The organism is Pseudomonas sp. ICMP 10191, assembly GCF_001467335.1.
GTDB lineage: Bacteria > Pseudomonadota > Gammaproteobacteria > Pseudomonadales > Pseudomonadaceae > Aquipseudomonas > Aquipseudomonas cerasi.
The window spans coordinates 89110-105526 of record NZ_LKGW01000057.1 but is presented as its reverse complement, the minus strand read 5'-3'; the positions used below and the strand labels follow the sequence as shown (position 1 = coordinate 105526).

The following is a 16417-nucleotide window of genomic DNA, read 5'->3' as shown; positions in this document are numbered from 1 at the left end:
CGTTCTACCTCAGTTTCAGCGTGGCAAGGCCAATGAGCACCAGAATCACGGTGATGATCCAGAAACGGACGATCACACGTGGCTCGGGCCAGCCTTTGAGTTCAAAGTGGTGGTGGATCGGCGCCATGCGGAATACGCGGCGGCCGGTAAGTTTGAAAGACGCAACCTGAATGACCACTGAAAGGGTTTCCATCACGAACACGCCGCCCATGATGAACAGGACCATTTCCTGACGAACGATCACCGCCATGGTGCCCAGCGCCGCGCCGAGTGCCAGCGCACCGACGTCGCCCATGAACACCTGCGCCGGATACGTGTTGAACCAGAGGAATCCGAGCCCGGCGCCAATCAGCGCCCCAGAGAACACAATCAGCTCGCCCGCCCCCGGCACGTAGGGAATCAGCAGGTATTCAGCAAATTTCACGTTACCCGACAGGTAGCAGAAGATGCCCAAGGCACCGCCTACCATCACCGTCGGCATGATCGCCAGACCATCCAGCCCGTCAGTCAGGTTGACTGCGTTGCTGGAGCCGACAATCACGAAATAGGTCAACACGATGAAACCGATACCCAGCGGGATACGCACATCCTTGAGCATCGGCACGATCAGCGTGGTTTCAGTCGCCGACGGTGCAGTCGTATAAAGGAAGATCGCTGCACAGAGGCCAAAAACCGACTGCCAGAAATACTTCCAGCGGCTCGGCAGGCCTCGGGAATTCTTTTCGATCACCTTGCGGTAGTCATCGACCCAGCCGATGGCGCCGAACAACAGTGTCACCAGCAACACAACCCATACGTAACGGTTGCTCAGGTCAGCCCACAGCAATGTACTGATACCGATGGACGACAGGATCAGCGCCCCACCCATGGTCGGCGTACCCGACTTGGACAGGTGCGATTGCGGACCATCGTTGCGCACAGACTGACCGATCTGACGCATTTGCAGGGTGCGGATCATCCACGGCCCCAGGCACAGCGACAGCGTCAGGGCGGTGAGCACGCCAAGGATCCCGCGCAATGACAGGTACTGAAAGACCGCGAAGCCTTTGTAGAACTGTTGTAAAAACTCGGCCAACAGCAGCAGCATTAATGTTTCTCCAGGCTAGAACCGCACAAGGCAGCCACGACGTGTTCCATCGCAGCGCTACGCGAGCCCTTGATCAGTAAAGTGGTATCAGGATTCTGCTCGGCGCCCAGCGCCGCGATCAGTTCAGCCTGACTGGCAAAGTGGTAAGCGTGCTCGCCGAAGGCGCTGACCGCGTGAGTCATCAATGGGCCGACGGCATACAGCGCCGACACCTTGCCAGCGGCATAGGCGCCCACTTCGCGATGGCCCTGCTCGGCCCATTCGCCCAACTCACCGATGTCGCCCAGCACCAGTACGGTACGACCGGTGAAGCCGGTGAGGATGTCGACGGCCGCGTTGATCGAGGCAGGGTTGGCGTTGTAGGTGTCATCGATGACGCGCATGCCATTGCTGGCGATTTGCGCCACGGCACGGCCCTTGACCGGCTGCACGTTGTTCAGCCCGGTGACGATCCCTTCCAGCGGCACACCCATTGCGCAGCCCGCAGCCGCAGCGGCCAAGGCGTTGGACACATTGTGTGTGCCGAGCAGGTTCAACTGGACCCGGGCAGTGCCGAGCGGGCTGTTGAGGGTAAAAGCCGGGCAGCCCCGAGCATCACGGCTCAGCTCGCTGGCGTACACGTCAGCCGCAGAGTCGGTCAGTGCGAAGGTCAGGACATTGCGATCGCCGGCGCGCTTGCGCCAGATCGGAAACGCCTTGTCTTCCAGATTCAATACTGCAGTACCACCCGCGCCGAGACCTTCGAGAATCTCGCCCTTGGCTTCGACAATTCTGTCCGGGCCGCCGAACTCGCCGACGTGGGCAGTTCCGGCGTTGGTGATCATGGCGACGTGCGGCTTGGCGAGGCTTACGGTGTAGGCAATCTCGCCGACCCGCGACGCACCCAGCTCGATCACAGCGGACGTATATTCCGGGGCCAGTTCCAGCAGAGTCAGTGGAACGCCCAATTCGTTGTTCAGGTTGCCTCGGGTCGCCAGCACGGGGCCGCGCGTGCGCAGGATGCTCGCGAGCATTTCCTTGACCGTGGTCTTGCCACTGGAGCCGGTGACTGCAGCAACCGGCCGGTCGACGAATGCATTGCGATTCATGGCACCCAGTTGTGCAAGCGCCTTGCGGGTATCCAGCACGACCAGTTGCGGCAAGGCGGCGCCCTGCACTTCGCGCTCGACCAGAGCACCGACCGCGCCTTTCGCAGCCACTTGATCGAGGTATTCATGACCGTCAAAACGCGGCCCGGTCAGGGCTACGAACAGCTGACCTGGCTCGATGCCACGGCTGTCGGTACTCACGCCGGAAAAGCTGCAGTCGCCCCCGACCAGACGCGCATCGAGTGGTACAACCAGTTCGCTGAAGGTCATTGGCTTAAGCATTTGCAGGCTCCCATATGGCAAGCGCGTTGGCGGCTTCTTGCAAATCGGAGAATGGCTGCCGCTGACCATTGATTTCCTGATAGTCCTCGTGGCCCTTGCCGGCGAGCACTACGACGTCATCGGCATTGGCGCTGGCAATCAGTTCGGCAATGGCCTGACCGCGACCTTCGATGAAACGCACCTTGTCGACAGCAGCGAAGCCAGGGCGAATATCGTCAAAAATACTGGCTGGCGATTCGGAGCGCGGGTTGTCGTCGGTGACCCACGCACCGTCTGCCAGCCGTTCGACCACTTCAGCCATCAGCGGACGCTTGCCGCGATCACGATCACCGCCGCAGCCGAACAGGCACAACAGACGGCCTTTAGCGTGCGGGCGCAGTGCTTCGAGGACTTTTTCCAGCGCATCCGGAGTATGCGCGTAATCGACAACCACCAGCGGCTTGTCGGCACCACCCAGACGCTGCATGCGCCCGACCGGGCCTTCGAGTTTCGGCAGCACCTTGAGAATTTCGTCCAGCGCGTAATCCAGGCCCAGCAAAGCGCCGACCGCAGCCAGCACGTTGCTCAGGTTGAAGCGACCCAGCAGGCTGCTGCGCAGGAAATGCTCGCCCTGAGGCGTGACCAACGTAGCGCGCACGCCATCATCATCGAATTTCGCATCGCGGCAATACAGGTAGGCCGAGCTATCCAGCTGGCTATAGGTGATCAACCGAGACTCTTGCTTGATACCGGCCAGTTCACGACCGAAAGTATCATCCAGGTTGATTACCCGGCATTTCAGGTTGGACCATGCAAACAGCTTGGCCTTGGCGGCAGCGTACGCTTCCATGGTGCCGTGATAATCCAGGTGATCACGGGACAGATTGGTCAGCACCGCCACATCAAACGCCAGCGCCGTCGCCCGCCCTTGATCCAGCCCATGAGACGACACTTCCATCGCCACTGCGCGCGCACCGGCCTTTTTCAGATCGGCCAGCGTCGCCTGAACGGCAATCGGGTCAGGCGTGGTATGACGGCCGCTTTGCAGCGCGCCGTAGAATCCTGTGCCCAGTGTGCCGACGATGCCGCAGTGCTGACCCAGCGCATCAAGCGCCTGCGCAACCAGCTGGGTGACGCTGGTCTTGCCGTTGGTGCCGGTAACACCTACCAGATTCAGACTGCGACTCGGGTCGCCGTAGAAGCGGCCGGCAATATCGGACAACTGCGCGGCGAGCCCCTTGACCGGGATCAGCGGCACGTCAGTGATCGGCAGAACGGTCGAGCCTTCGACTTCGTACGCCACAGCCGCCGCGCCACGCTTGAGCGCGTCGGCAATATGCGCACGGCCATCGACCTTGATACCCGGTATGGCTAGAAACAGATCACCCGGACGGACATTGCGGCTGTCGAGAGTCAACTCGCGAATCAGCGCATCGCGATCGGTGTGAGCGAAAATCTTGCTCAGATTAAAGGCCATCAACCACGCCCTCCTTTGGCTGCCGGTGCGGCGTTGACTTGTTCAGGTGGCGCAAGGTTGTCCGGCGTCACGTTCATCAGGCGCAACGTGCCGGACATGACCTTGCTGAATACCGGGGCCGAAACCAGACCGCCGTAGTAACCGCCCTTGCTCGGCTCGTCGATGACGACCACGATGGCGTAACGCGGGTTACTCATCGGGCCGAAACCGGCGAACAGCGAGCGATAGGAGTTTTCCGCGTAGCCCTTGGTACCGATGGACGTCTTACGCGCCGTACCACTCTTGCCACCGACGTGGTAGGACGGTACACGGGCGCGATAGACGCCGCGCGGGTCCTCGATAACCTGCTGCAACATGCCTTGCAGGGTCTTGGCGGTTTTCTCCGGAATGGCCTGGGTCGATTCCGGCTCTTTATCTGTTTTCAGAATGGTCAACGGCACAATGCGGCCATTGTTGGCCAGCGCGCCGTAGGCATGCACCAGTTGCAAAGCCGTGACCGACAAACCGTAGCCATAGGACAGCGTGGCGGTTTCAGCCTTGCGCCATTCGCGGTAGTTGGGCAGGTTGCCGACGCGCTCGCCAGGGAAGCCGAGGCCGGTGTACTGACCGAAACCGACGCGCTGCATGGCACGAAAGATCGCCTCACCGCCCACATCGAACGCGACCTTGCTCATGCCGACGTTACTGGAGTTGATCAGAATGCCGGTCAGATCAAGGATCGGGCCTTCGGTCTTGGTCACGTCACGAATCGTGTATTTGCCGATCTGCAGGGTGCCCGGATAAACCTCGACCTTGTCGGTCGGCTTCCAGCGGCCACTGTCCAGCGCCGCGGTCATGGAGATCGGCTTCATGGTCGAACCAGGTTCGAACACGTCGATGATGGCCCGGTTGCGCATGGCGGCAGGCACCATGGTGCGGCGGTTGTTCGGGTTGTAGGTCGGCTGGTTGACCATCGCCAGCACCTCGCCGGTCTTGACGTCCATGATCACCATGCTGCCGGCCTTGGCCTCGTTCTCGACGATGGCATTGCGCAGTTCACGGGTCGCCAGGTACTGCAGGCGCAGGTCAATGGACAAAGCCAAGGTCTTTCCGGCCTTGGCATTCTTGGTGACCTGAACATCCTTGATCAGTCGACCGCGCCGGTCCTTGATGACCTGACGTTTGCCGGGCACACCGGCGAGCCAGTCGTCATACGCCAGCTCGACGCCTTCGCGGCCATGGTCATCAAGGTCGGTAAAGCCGACCATGTGTGCGGTGACATCGCCGGCCGGATAAAAGCGGCGGAATTCTTCGATGCCGTAGACACCCGGTACTTTCAGGTCGATGACCGACTGGCCCTGCTCTGGCGTCAGGCCACGGACCAGATAGATGAATTCCTTGTTCGCCTGCGAGTCCAGACGCTCGGTCAATGCCTTGAGATCCTGACCCAGCGCGGCTGCCAGCATCGGCCACTTGGACTTGTCCTGCTGCATTTCACGCGGGTTGGCCCACAGCGTCGTCACCGGAGTACTGACCGCCAGCGGCTCGCCGTTACGGTCAGTGATCAGGCCACGGTGCGCCGGAATAGGAATATGCCGAAGGCTGCGTGCATCGCCTTGCTCTTTAAGAAAGGTATGGTCGATGACCTGCAGGTCGACGATGCGCCAGCAAATGGCGAGCACGAGGGACACCAGCAGCCCTACGACTACGCGAAAACGCCACGGATAAAGAGCGCCATCGAGCTTCATCATGGCGCCACCATCCGTACTTCGGCGGCGCTCGGGATGCGCATCTTCAGTTGTTCGGTGGCCAGAGTCTCGATACGGCTGTGTGCAGTCCAGGTGCTCTGCTCAAGAATCAGCCGGCCCCACTCTGCCTGCGCCTTGTCGCGCACGCTCATTTCCGAATACAGCGAGTTGAGCAGTTGACGATTCCAATGTGCGCTATAGGAAACGCCAATCGCCGAAATCAGGACAGCAATGAACAGCAGCAGCATAATGAAGCTGCCGCCGGGCAGAGGTTTAAGAAACAGACGGCTCACCTGAGCTTCTCCGCTACACGCATGACAGCACTGCGCGAGCGCGGGTTGGCTTTGGTTTCGACATCAGAGGCGAACTGGGCCTTGCCGTGAATTTTGATTTTCGGTTCGAACGGCTTGAACTGGATCGGCAGATTACGCGGCATGTTGTCGGCTTCGCCCTTGGCGAGCTTGCGCATGAACAACTTGACGATGCGGTCTTCCAGCGAGTGAAAGCTGATGACGACCAGACGGCCGCCCACTTCCAGCGCATCCAGAGCCGCTTCGAGACCGGCTTCCAGATCGCCCAATTCGTTGTTTACGTGAATACGCAGGCCCTGAAAGGCACGCGTTGCAGGATTCTTGCCCTTTTCCCAGGCAGGGTTTGCGACCTTGAGCACTTCTGCCAGATCGGCTGTGCGCTCGAAAGGCTGGACTTCGCGGCGCGCGACGACCGCATTGGCCATCCGCTTGGCAAATCGCTCTTCGCCGTATTCCTTGAAAACGCGGGCAATTTCTTCAGCCGGTGCAGTCGCGATGAACTCGGCAGCGCTCACGCCACGGGTCGGGTCCATGCGCATGTCCAGAGGACCGTCGTTCATGAAGCTGAAACCGCGCTCGGGATCATCCAGCTGCGGGGACGACACACCCAGATCCAGCAGAATGCCACTGACCTTGCCCGCCAAACCGCGTTCCTGAGTCTCGGATCCCAATTCGGCAAAGCTGCGCTGCACAATGACAAAGCGGCCGTCTTCGGCCGCTAGCGCTTGCCCGGTGGCAATCGCTTGAGGGTCCTTGTCGAATCCCAGGAGCCGACCCTCTGGGCCCAGCTGGCTGAGTATCAGACGACTATGCCCGCCACGCCCGAACGTGCCGTCCAGGTAGCAGCCATCGGCGCGCACCGCGAGAGCCTCCACGGCTTCTTCAAGCAGCACGGTGATGTGGGTAAAGCCGCTATTCATAGTCACAGGATCAAATCACGTAATTCGTCGGGCATCGCGCCAGGTTTTTGAATGGCAGCCAGGTCAGCATCAGCAAGAGCATTCCAGGCGTCCTCGTCCCACAGTTGAAACTTGTTGAGCTGGCCCACCAGCATTACGCGCTTATCCAGCCTGGCGTACTCGCGCAGGCGCGGCGGCACCAGAAAACGCCCACTCCCGTCGAGCTCCAGATCGACAGCATTACCAATCAGAAGCCTTTGCAGACGGCGGTTCTCTTCACGAAACGTCGCCAGATCACGAAGTTTTGCTTCTATCAGCTCCCATTCGGAAAGCGGATAAAGGCAAAGGCATGGATCAACGGCATCAATGGTCACGATAAGTTGGCCGGCGCTACGCGAATCCAACTCGTCACGGTACCGGCTCGGCATAGCGAGACGGCCCTTGGCATCGAGATTGATCGCATTGGCACCACGGAACACAGGCGCATTCTCCGAATATTAGCTTTTTGCGCTAAAAAAACCCACTTCGTGCCACTTTCTGCCACTTGCGCACACTATAGGAACGCGCCCACCACACCGTCAAGGCACGGTCTTAAGGAAAACCCTTACATTTCGGAGATTTAGGAGAGGTATCGGGGCTAAAAAGGTAATTTTGCGAAGGAACTGACGGATAAATCCCACACAGCTCAAATCGTTGCGATTCAAAGTTAATGTGATTTATGAGCTGTAAGATTTTTTTGGTATTACGGAGGGGTTTTGCTGCGTGAAACGAAGGGGAAGAAAAAAGGTGGAGAGTCGATCTGTAAGCCGGGTTCTGTCGAGAACAGTCATTCCTCTACGACGGCCATCACTGGACGCCTTTAGCAACCTACCCGGTTCCAGCGCGGGCCACGCCTAGGAACCCTATTTGGTCTTGCTCCGAGTGGGGTTTACCTTGCCACGAACTGTTACCAGACGTGCGGTGCGCTCTTACCGCACCTTTTCACCCTTACCGGCACCGAAGCGCTTAGGCGGTTATTTTCTGTGGCACTTTCCGTAGGCTCGCGCCTCCCAGGCGTTACCTGGCACTCCGCCCTATGGAGCCCGGACTTTCCTCCCCCCCTTGTTGCGGAACAACAAGAGGCAGCGACTGTCCAATCGACTCTCCGCCGACAAGGTTAGCGGCACACGCCATCAAGAACAAGCTTTAATAGCATTGTGTGGCTCGCTTACCCCCTTCAAAAGCCCCCGTTACTCCTTCTGTTTCTCCAGCGCCACCTGATACAGCAGGTTCTTGCGCACGCCGGTTATTTCGGCTGCCAGCGCTGCGGCGCGCTTGAGCGGCATCTCTGCAAGCAGCAGATCCAGCACCCGACGAGCCTCTTCACCAATGACATCTTCGTCATCCGGCGGCGTCCAGCCAGCCACCAGCACCACGCATTCTCCGCGCTGCTGATTACTGTCCGATTCGACGAATGCACGCAGCTCACCCAAAGGCAGACCCTTGAGGGTTTCGAAAGTTTTGGTTATTTCACGCGCCAGCAAGGCCTGACGGTCAGCACCGAAGACCAGCTCCATATCCTGCAGGCACTCCAGGATGCGGTGCGGCGCTTCATAGTAGATCAGCGTGCGTGGCTCTTCCCTGACACGCTCGAGCCTGGCCTTGCGACCCGCAGCCTTGGCCGGAAGAAAACCTTCGAAAATGAATCGATCCGACGGCAGCCCGGCCGCAGACAGAGCCGCAATCAAGGCACACGCGCCCGGCACCGGTACAACCTGAACACCTGCGGCACGCGCCTGACGCACCAGGTGATAACCGGGGTCGGAGATCAATGGCGTGCCGGCATCGGAAATCAGCGCAACGTCATCACCGGCCAGCAGACGTGTAATGAAGCGACTACCCTCATCACGTTCGTTATGTTCGTGACAGGCTGCCAATGGAGTCGAGATGCCGAAGTGCTGCATCAGCCGTGCGGAATGGCGCGTGTCTTCAGCTGCGATCAGCGCGACCTCACGCAACACCTTCAAGGCTCGCACACTCATGTCGTCCAGATTGCCGATGGGAGTCGCCACTACATAAAGCGAACCCGGAGTGGAATTCGAAACAACCGGAACAGTCAAAACGCAAACCTCGCAGGTTATAACAGGTGCTTGGAAAAACTGCATTGTACAGGCTGCGGCGCGGCGGAACGGTTCGCGCGTCAGGATGCCGACAAAAAAGGAATGAAAACATGTTCAGACCCGAGCAAGAAACGCGGCGCACCTCTCCAATTGAACGATTTGGCCGCCAGATGACCTTAACGCGACTGATATCACGGCTTTAAATACCTTCGACATCGCACCCCGGCCAGCGCTTGGGTACAATCCCCCGTTAATTCGCTCGAGTTTCAGGAACATACCAATGATCGCTTGTCTGCGGCTGCTCTCTGCCCTCTGCCTCGCTGCCCTCCTTGCAGCCTGTGCCAGCTCGCCCTCGTCCAGCCTTGGCGAGCTGCCTCGAACCCCTGATGCCAGCATCGAGCAACTGCTCGAGCAGGCCGCCAGCGCCAAAACCCCCGAGCAGGCCGCAACGCTGCGCTTGAGTGCGGCCGATCTGGCCAGCCGCCAGAATGACGCAGGACGCGCCGCGCAAATCCTCGGACAGGTGCAAATCGATCAACTCAAGCCCGGCTTGCAGGTTTTCGCCAGCACACTGTCCGCCGAACTGGCGATGGGCCGTAATCAACCCAAGGCAGCGCTGACCGCCCTGAATCATCCAAGCATGCAGCGCCTGGGCGAGCTGTCGGTCGAGCAGCAGATTCGCACGCACATGGTCAAGGCACGCGCTCTTGAAGCCGATGGCCAGGCGCTCGCAGCCGCCAATGAACGTGTTTATGCCGGCCCGTTGCTGCAAGGCGCAGACGCCAGCGCCAACAATGACGCGATCTGGACACTGGTCTCTGCCCTGCCCGCCGAGCAACTGCAGAGCACAGCGACCGACGATATGGGCGGCTGGCTGAACCTGGCTCGCTCGATCAAGGGCGCAGGCACGCTTGAGCAGCAACAGGCTGCCATCGACAGCTGGAAAGCGCAGAATCCGAAACACCCTGCTGCACTGCAACTGCCAACCGCTCTCGCGCAGCTGCGTGCACTGACCAGCGAGCCGATTACCAAAATTGCCCTGCTGCTGCCGCAGGATGGCCAATTGGCCGCAGTCGCCAAGGCGCTGCGCGAAGGCTTCATGGCCGCGCACTTCCAGGCTCAGCAAGCAGGTGAGAATCCTCCGGCCATTCAGGTCTTCGACAGCTCGCGAATCACCTCGATGGACGAGTTCTACCGTCAGGCTCAGGCCGCTGGTGTGCAACTGGTCGTCGGTCCGCTGGAAAAGAATCTCGTCAAACAACTGAACAGCCGTCAGCAGTTGCCTATTACTACACTGGCGCTGAACTACAGCGATACCAGCAATGAAGGCCCGGCGCAGCTGTATCAGTTCGGCCTGGCCGCAGAAGACGAAGCCCGCGAGGTTGCTCGTCGTGCCTGGGCGGACGGCAAGCGCAGCGCCGTGGCGATGGTTCCGAAAGGTGAGTGGGGCGACCGCGTGCTGGATGCCTTCCGCAAGAGCTGGCAAGCCAAGGGCGGTACGCTGATCGCTGCAGAGCACGTTGATCAGCCGGTAGAACTGGCACAGCAGGTCGCCGACCTGTTCCAGCTGCGCAATAGCGAAGGCCGCGCTCAGCGCCTGCAAAGCACGGCCGGCACTCAGATCGCAGCTCAGCCGAGCCGTCGCCAGGACATCGACTTCATGTTCCTCGCCGCGACGCCACAACAAGCGCAACAGATCAAACCCACCATGGTCTTCCAGTACGCCGGTGACGTTCCGGTCTATGCCACTTCGCACCTGTTCACCAACAGCAACGATCACGCCCAATACATGGACCTGAATGGCGTGCGCTTCTGCGAAACGCCATGGCTGCTGAACGCCGAAGACCCGCTGCGCCAGCAGGTCACCGCACAATGGCCACAGGCTGCAGGCAGCCTGGGTCGTCTGTATGCGATGGGTATCGACGCGTATCGCCTGGCGCCGCGCCTCGCTCAACTCAAGGCGATGCCTGACAGCCGCATTGACGGGCTGTCCGGTAGCCTCAGCCTGAACCCTGGCCGCCGCGTCGAACGCCAGCTGCCATGGGCCGAGTTCGTCGACGGCAAGATCCAGCGCCTGCCGGACACCGCTCCTTGATGCAACGCAGCACCCGCCAGCAAGCAGGGCGCGAGGCCGAAGCCTTCGCCCTGCAGTTTTTGCAGCAGCAGGGCCTGCGCCTGATTGAACAAAACTGGTTATGCAAACGCGGCGAGCTTGATCTAGTCATGCTTGACGGCGATACAGTAGTATTCGTCGAAGTTCGCTACCGGCGCCATTCAGGATGGGGCGGCGCCACGGAAAGCGTCGATTTTCGCAAGCAGGAGAAACTCGTCACAGCCGCACAGCTTTTTCTGCAGCACGCAACGGCCTGGGCCAATCACCCCTGCCGTTTCGACGTGATCGCCATTGAAGGCGAGCCCGGCAAGGCCGCACCACTGAACTGGATCAAGAGCGCTTTTGACAGCTGACCTGGCGCAGTGAAGCAGCAATCCGACTTGAGTCATGACCTGCAACACACTACTAACCGTCACCGATTTCGCTATTTGTTTTGCCGGCTGCACACCTTGTGTGCCGGATAGCTCCCGGGAGAACCCGGCGCATCCGTCCCGCCGCCGTACGCTCTAATTAAGGTCACATTGATGGACATGCAATCCCGAATTCGCCGGCTGTTCCAGGCCAGCATCGAAACCAAGCAACAGGCGATGGAAGTCCTTGCACCCTTTATCGAGCAAGCCAGTCAGGTCATGGTCAATGCCCTGCTCAACGAGGGCAAGATGCTCGCATGCGGCAATGGCGGTTCAGCGGGCGATGCACAGCACTTCTCCTCGGAACTGCTCAACCGCTTCGAGCGCGAGCGGCCGAGCCTGCCAGCGATTGCACTGACCACCGACAGCTCGACGATCACCTCGATCGCCAACGATTACAGCTACAACGAAATCTTCTCCAAACAGATTCGCGCGCTGGGTCAGCCAGGCGATGTGTTGCTGGCCATTTCCACCAGCGGCAACTCGGCGAATATTATTCAAGCCATCCAGGCCGCACATGATCGCGAAATGATTGTCGTAGCATTGACAGGACGCGACGGTGGCGGCATGGCCTCGCTGCTATTGCCCGAGGATGTGGAGATCCGCGTACCCGCCAATGTCACGGCACGCATACAAGAAGTCCATCTGCTGGCGATCCATTGCCTTTGCGATTTGATCGACAGCCAACTGTTCGGGAGTGAAGAATGACCCCTAATCGTCTCAGCCTACTGGTTCTGACACTGTGCCTCAGCATCACCGGATGCAGTTCGGTGATCACGGCCACTCGCGAAAAACCGATCGAAGACGATCGCGGCACGCGCACCTTCGGCAGCAAGATCGACGATTCACTGATCGAGACCAAGGCAGCCGTCAACATCTCCAAGGCCAACCCTGACCTCGCAGAGGGCTCGCACATCGTCGTGACCAGCTTCAACGGCATCGTGCTGCTGGCTGGCCAGACACCGCGTGCCGACCTCAAGGCAATGGCCGAACAGGCCGCCAGCGCTGTTCAGCGCGTCAAGAAGGTCAACAACGAACTGCAGGTGATGGCACCCTCCTCGCTGCTGGCGCGCAACAATGACGCCTGGCTGACCACCAAGATCAAAAGCCAGATGATCGCTGACGCATCCATTCCCGGCTCGCGCATCAAGGTGGTGACCGAGAACGGCATCGTCTTCCTGCTGGGCCTGGTAACCCAGGACGAAGCCAATCGCGCCACCAACCTGGTACAGGGCGTCTCCGGCGTGCAGAAGATCGTCAAACTCTTCGAGTACATCGACTGACGGGTAACCGACAGGCATGAAAAAGGCGATCCGAAGATCGCCTTTTTTATTGCCGGTTTTTACTTCACGACCTTCAGACTCGGCCTGCCACTCGGACGAGGCGGTTCGCTGTCTGGCGGAGGCGTATCGTCTTCGATCTCGATCTCGATTTCTTCGCCCTCTTCCATGGAGGGCTCCAGATCGAAAACCATGCCCTGACCGTTCTCGCGGGCATAAATACCCAGGATGGCAGCGACAGGTACATAAAGCGTGTGCGGCACACCGCCGAAGCGGCCTTCGAAGCTCACCGCTTCGTTATCCATATGCAGATGACGCACGGCACTCGGCGAAACATTCAAGACAATCTGCCCGTCATTGGCAAACCCTTGCGGGACCTGCACCGACGGGTAATCCGCATTGACCAGCACATGCGGGGTGCAATCGTTATCGACGATCCACTCGTAAAGAGCACGAACAAGATAAGGGCGACTGGAGTTCATTAACGGCTCCTTAAGCCTTAGCGCATTTCACGTTCGGCAGCAGACAGACTCGCCTGAAAAGCCTCACGCGCAAATTGGCGCTCCATGTAATCAAGCAGCGGCTTGGCAGGCCGCGGCAATTCAATACCCAAAATTGGCAAACGCCAGAGTATGGGGAGTAGACAGCAGTCAACAAGACTTAGCTCGTCGCTCATGAAAAAAGCTTTTTCCGCGAACAACGGAGAAACCCCGGCCAGACTCTCGCGGAGCTCCTTGCGCGCCTGAACACGAGCAGGCTCTTTGCTGCGCGTATCCAGAATCAGGTCGACAAGGCCACACCAGTCTCTCTGGATACGATGGATCAGCAAACGACTGTTGGCACGGGCAACCGGATAGACAGGCAGCAGAGGCGGATGTGGATAGCGCTCATCCAGATACTCCATCACCACGGTCGACTCGTACAACGCCAGGTCACGATCGACGAGGGTCGGCACGCTGCCGTATGGATTTACTTCAATCAGCTGCGGCGGATGACGACCTGCCACCACTTCAATGATTTCGGCGCTGACACCCTTCTCGGCGAGCACAATGCGTACGCGATGAGAATAGTGGTCGGCGGGGTCGGAGTAGCAGGCCAACCGGTTGGTCACGCCCATGGCGATCCTCCTCGCTTGTTAAAATTTATCGGACAGACGAACGAACGCGCTTCAAGGGCGCATCCGATAATGAACACAACATGACAGGCGTTCGTCGCGGGCCACAAGATAGCTCATTTACGCGATGTAAATTCCGTAATCTTCGTCGACAGGCGGATAAATTTCACAATATCGACGTAAAACGAGCAACGCAAAAACATCATGACCGTAAAAATCACGCCCATAAAAAAACGCCCAGCCCCGCGAGGGGATGGACGTTCTTTCTTTGAACGAAGAGCGTATTAACGCTTCGAGTACTGCGGACGCTTACGCGCTTTACGCAGACCGACTTTCTTACGTTCAACTTCACGAGCATCGCGAGTCACGAAGCCTGCTTTACGCAGAGCACCGCGCAGTGTCTCGTCGTACTGCATCAGAGCGCGAGTGATACCGTGGCGGATTGCGCCAGCCTGACCACTTACGCCGCCACCGATAACGGTGACGTAGATGTCGAACTTTTCAACGGTCTCGGTCAGTTCCAGCGGCTGACGAACTACCATGCGGGCAGTTTCGCGGCCGAAGAAATTGTCCAGGGAGCGGTTGTTGATCGAGATGTTACCAGTACCCGGACGCAGGAAAACGCGAGCGGTTGCGGTCTTGCGACGGCCAGTGCCGTAATTTTGAGTCGCCGACATAATGAACTATTCCGTTAAAACTTCAGTTCTTGGGGCTGCTGAGCAGTATGAGGGTGTACAGCGCCCGCATAGACTTTCAGCTTACGATACATGTCGCGACCCAGCGGGTTCTTAGGCAGCATGCCTTTGACCGCGGTCTCGATCACGCGCTCAGGAGCTTTGGCGATCAGCTTTTCGAAGTTGATCGACTTGATCCCGCCCGGAAAACCGGAGTGTGAGTAGTAGATCTTGTCGGTGGTCTTGGCACCAGTAACGCGGATCTGCTCGGCATTGATCACGACGATGTAGTCGCCGGTATCAACGTGCGGAGTGTATTCCGGTTTGTGCTTGCCACGCAGACGGCTCGCGATTTCGGTGGCCAGACGACCCAGGGTCTGACCAGCAGCGTCGACGACGAACCAGTCGCGCTTAACTGTTTCCGGTTTAGCAGTAAAAGTTTTCATTCTTTATAGCCTCAGGGGCCGCCCTGAAAATTAGACGGCGGATCTTACTGAATAGTGCGTACTTTGACAAGTCAAAGGCAGCCGGAAACAGACGCTATCGGGGGCTCGGGTCAGCGCGTCCGTTATACGGCAAGATTCTTCGGCAGACGGCGCATCACTTCCACTGCAAAGAGCTGGCGGATTATACAGACTGTAAAAATAACCTCAACCGGATTTTTTGTTCACATTCTGTTTATTGCCTGCGAGGCGTGGATTGGCGGATATTGACCCTCTTAGCACAAAGCCATCATGGGTGCCCTGCCAAGGGGCTCCACGTAACGAGACTGGACAGTTTTGGCAAAAAATAAGACGATCCAGCCGTAGCTTGACCATTTACCCATATAAGAATAACGATTATGCCGATCCGACACGCCACTCCTCTGCGCCGCGTAAGTATTCTGACCACGGACAAGATGTTTGCCTCCACTGTCATGCAGGCCAAGGACTTCTTCCACCTGGCGAGCCTGCGCTACAGCAAGCAACTGGGCCACGGCCTGGTGCCCGCCTTCGAAACGCGCCTGGTCAGCCCCGACGGGCTGCCTGTCAGCAGCTTCAGCGATGTCACCCTGCCGGTCGACGGCGCGCTGTGCCAGAGCGACATTATCGTCATCCCGGCCTTCTGGGACGATTTTGAAACCCTCTGTCAGCGTTATCCACAGACCCTGCCGTGGTTGCGCGAACAGCACGCCAACGGCGCCGTACTCTGCGCCGAAGCCACCGGCGTCTACTGGCTTGCCGAAGCCGGCTTGCTGGACGGCAAGGAAGCGACGACCTACTGGCGTTTTTTCAGCGCATTTGCCGAGCGCTATCCCAAGGTCCTGCTCAATCAAGAGAAGCACCTCACCGACGCCGACAACGTGTATTGCGCGGGCGGCACGACCTCAGCCTGCGATCTGTATATTTATCTGATCGAGCGCTTCTGCGGCGCCAATGTCGCCCAGGCCGTCGCCCGCGACATCCTCTATGAAGTGCGTCGCACCTACTCGCCGGGGCGAATCGGTTTTGGCGGTCAGAAGCTTCATCAGGACGTGGTCATCCTGCAAATTCAGCACTGGCTGGAAGAGCACTTTGCCGACAAGTTCCGCTTTGAAGACGTGGCCCGCGAGCATGGCATGAGCATTCGCAATTTCATGCGCCGCTTTCAGACCGCCACGGGCGACAAGCCACTGCATTACCTGCAAAGACTGCGGATCGAAACGGCGAAGGGATTGCTCTCTGGGACGCGCAAGAGCATCAAGACCATCAGCTATGAAGTGGGCTACGACGACGCCAGCTTCTTTGCCCGACTGTTCCGCCAGCACACCGAGCTGTCACCCAATCAGTACCGGCAACAGTTCGAAGGCCATAAAGAGCGGCTTTGAGGTACAAGGCGCAGCGTGATCGAGCTTCAGG

At 58.9% G+C, this 16417-nt stretch carries 17 protein-coding genes and 1 other RNA gene; 5 read left to right on the top strand and 13 right to left on the bottom strand.

Annotated elements, in window-relative coordinates:
* Positions 1-4: 4 nt before the first annotated feature.
* The 9 genes from mraY to rsmI form a co-directional block, all read right to left on the bottom strand.
* Entirely contained in the window at positions 5-1087 is a 1083-nt protein-coding gene (gene mraY / locus AO388_RS06285) for a phospho-N-acetylmuramoyl-pentapeptide-transferase (protein WP_003431468.1), read from the bottom strand.
* Complete coding sequence (locus AO388_RS06280; RefSeq protein ID WP_003431469.1) at positions 1087-2457, bottom strand: UDP-N-acetylmuramoyl-tripeptide--D-alanyl-D-alanine ligase; 1371 nt, start codon at positions 2455-2457, stop codon at positions 1087-1089. The genes mraY and AO388_RS06280 overlap by 1 nt, the downstream gene beginning before the upstream one ends.
* Positions 2450-3913 carry a UDP-N-acetylmuramoyl-L-alanyl-D-glutamate--2,6-diaminopimelate ligase gene (locus AO388_RS06275; RefSeq protein WP_058416193.1) on the bottom strand — a complete coding sequence of 488 codons (1464 nt, stop codon included), beginning with the start codon at positions 3911-3913 and terminating at the stop codon, positions 2450-2452. The genes AO388_RS06280 and AO388_RS06275 overlap by 8 nt, the downstream gene beginning before the upstream one ends.
* Entirely contained in the window at positions 3913-5640 is a 1728-nt protein-coding gene (locus AO388_RS06270; RefSeq protein ID WP_010427469.1) for a peptidoglycan D,D-transpeptidase FtsI family protein, read from the bottom strand. Before AO388_RS06270 ends, AO388_RS06275 begins: the two co-directional genes overlap by 1 nt.
* A complete protein-coding gene (ftsL, locus tag AO388_RS06265) occupies positions 5640-5933 on the bottom strand; it encodes a cell division protein FtsL (RefSeq protein WP_003340690.1) in 294 nt (97 codons plus the stop codon). Before ftsL ends, AO388_RS06270 begins: the two co-directional genes overlap by 1 nt.
* On the bottom strand, positions 5930-6871 hold the full coding sequence (rsmH, locus tag AO388_RS06260) for a 16S rRNA (cytosine(1402)-N(4))-methyltransferase RsmH (protein WP_074805056.1): 942 nt from the start codon (positions 6869-6871) through the stop codon (positions 5930-5932). Before rsmH ends, ftsL begins: the two co-directional genes overlap by 4 nt.
* A gap of 2 nt (positions 6872-6873) precedes the next feature.
* Positions 6874-7329, bottom strand: a complete 456-nt coding sequence (mraZ, locus tag AO388_RS06255) for a division/cell wall cluster transcriptional repressor MraZ (protein WP_002555055.1) — start codon at positions 7327-7329, stop codon at positions 6874-6876.
* Positions 7330-7636: 307 nt separating this feature from the next.
* Positions 7637-7994: RNase P RNA component class A (gene rnpB, locus AO388_RS06515), an RNA gene on the bottom strand.
* Between the two features lie 85 nt (positions 7995-8079).
* Positions 8080-8949, bottom strand: coding sequence for a 16S rRNA (cytidine(1402)-2'-O)-methyltransferase (rsmI, locus tag AO388_RS06250; protein ID WP_003431476.1), 870 nt, complete (start codon positions 8947-8949; stop codon positions 8080-8082).
* A 280-nt stretch (positions 8950-9229) separates the two neighbouring features.
* Between rsmI and AO388_RS06245 the strand changes: the two genes are divergently transcribed.
* The 4 genes from AO388_RS06245 (at position 9230) to AO388_RS06230 (ending at position 12755) form a co-directional block, all read left to right on the top strand.
* Positions 9230-11044: a penicillin-binding protein activator gene (locus AO388_RS06245; RefSeq protein WP_024662621.1), complete on the top strand. Its 1815-nt coding sequence runs from the start codon at positions 9230-9232 to the stop codon at positions 11042-11044.
* The gene (locus AO388_RS06240) at positions 11041-11415 is read left to right on the top strand and encodes a YraN family protein (RefSeq protein WP_170846025.1); all 375 of its coding nucleotides are present in this window, start codon (positions 11041-11043) and stop codon (positions 11413-11415) included. The genes AO388_RS06245 and AO388_RS06240 overlap by 4 nt, the downstream gene beginning before the upstream one ends.
* Before the next feature lie 171 nt (positions 11416-11586).
* Positions 11587-12180 carry a phosphoheptose isomerase gene (locus AO388_RS06235; protein ID WP_003418801.1) on the top strand — a complete coding sequence of 198 codons (594 nt, stop codon included), beginning with the start codon at positions 11587-11589 and terminating at the stop codon, positions 12178-12180.
* Complete coding sequence (locus tag AO388_RS06230; protein WP_003364054.1) at positions 12177-12755, top strand: BON domain-containing protein; 579 nt, start codon at positions 12177-12179, stop codon at positions 12753-12755. Before AO388_RS06235 ends, AO388_RS06230 begins: the two co-directional genes overlap by 4 nt.
* A gap of 59 nt (positions 12756-12814) precedes the next feature.
* On the opposite strand, the gene AO388_RS06225 is transcribed toward AO388_RS06230, so the two are convergent.
* The 4 genes from AO388_RS06225 to rplM form a co-directional block, all read right to left on the bottom strand.
* Positions 12815-13234, bottom strand: coding sequence for a ClpXP protease specificity-enhancing factor (locus AO388_RS06225; RefSeq protein WP_003313571.1), 420 nt, complete (start codon positions 13232-13234; stop codon positions 12815-12817).
* 17 nt (positions 13235-13251) lie between these two features.
* Positions 13252-13869 carry a glutathione S-transferase N-terminal domain-containing protein gene (locus AO388_RS06220; protein ID WP_007248965.1) on the bottom strand — a complete coding sequence of 206 codons (618 nt, stop codon included), beginning with the start codon at positions 13867-13869 and terminating at the stop codon, positions 13252-13254.
* Positions 13870-14150: 281 nt separating this feature from the next.
* Positions 14151-14543, bottom strand: coding sequence for a 30S ribosomal protein S9 (rpsI, locus tag AO388_RS06215; protein WP_002555064.1), 393 nt, complete (start codon positions 14541-14543; stop codon positions 14151-14153).
* 14 nt (positions 14544-14557) lie between these two features.
* A complete protein-coding gene (rplM, locus tag AO388_RS06210) occupies positions 14558-14986 on the bottom strand; it encodes a 50S ribosomal protein L13 (protein WP_002555065.1) in 429 nt (142 codons plus the stop codon).
* A gap of 494 nt (positions 14987-15480) precedes the next feature.
* Between rplM and AO388_RS06205 the strand changes: the two genes are divergently transcribed.
* Positions 15481-16386 (top strand): GlxA family transcriptional regulator, encoded by a 906-nt coding sequence (locus AO388_RS06205; RefSeq protein WP_161420698.1) that lies wholly within the window; start codon positions 15481-15483, stop codon positions 16384-16386.
* Positions 16387-16417: the final 31 nt, after the last annotated feature.

Bases quoted from the DNA above. Each gene is read 5' to 3' on its own strand.
- mraY (WP_003431468.1), bottom strand. From the start codon at position 1,087: ATGCTGCTGCTGTTGGCCGAGTTTTTACAACAGTTCTACAAAGGCTTC.
- AO388_RS06280 (WP_003431469.1), bottom strand. From the start codon at position 2,457: ATGCTTAAGCCAATGACCTTCAGCGAACTGGTTGTACCACTCGATGCG.
- AO388_RS06275 (WP_058416193.1), bottom strand. From the start codon at position 3,913: ATGGCCTTTAATCTGAGCAAGATTTTCGCTCACACCGATCGCGATGCG.
- AO388_RS06270 (WP_010427469.1), bottom strand. From the start codon at position 5,640: ATGAAGCTCGATGGCGCTCTTTATCCGTGGCGTTTTCGCGTAGTCGTA.
- rsmH (WP_074805056.1), bottom strand. From the start codon at position 6,871: ATGAATAGCGGCTTTACCCACATCACCGTGCTGCTTGAAGAAGCCGTG.
- AO388_RS06245 (WP_024662621.1), top strand. From the start codon at position 9,230: ATGATCGCTTGTCTGCGGCTGCTCTCTGCCCTCTGCCTCGCTGCCCTC.
- AO388_RS06235 (WP_003418801.1), top strand. From the start codon at position 11,587: ATGGACATGCAATCCCGAATTCGCCGGCTGTTCCAGGCCAGCATCGAA.
- AO388_RS06230 (WP_003364054.1), top strand. From the start codon at position 12,177: ATGACCCCTAATCGTCTCAGCCTACTGGTTCTGACACTGTGCCTCAGC.
- AO388_RS06225 (WP_003313571.1), bottom strand. From the start codon at position 13,234: ATGAACTCCAGTCGCCCTTATCTTGTTCGTGCTCTTTACGAGTGGATC.
- AO388_RS06220 (WP_007248965.1), bottom strand. From the start codon at position 13,869: ATGGGCGTGACCAACCGGTTGGCCTGCTACTCCGACCCCGCCGACCAC.
- rpsI (WP_002555064.1), bottom strand. From the start codon at position 14,543: ATGTCGGCGACTCAAAATTACGGCACTGGCCGTCGCAAGACCGCAACC.
- rplM (WP_002555065.1), bottom strand. From the start codon at position 14,986: ATGAAAACTTTTACTGCTAAACCGGAAACAGTTAAGCGCGACTGGTTC.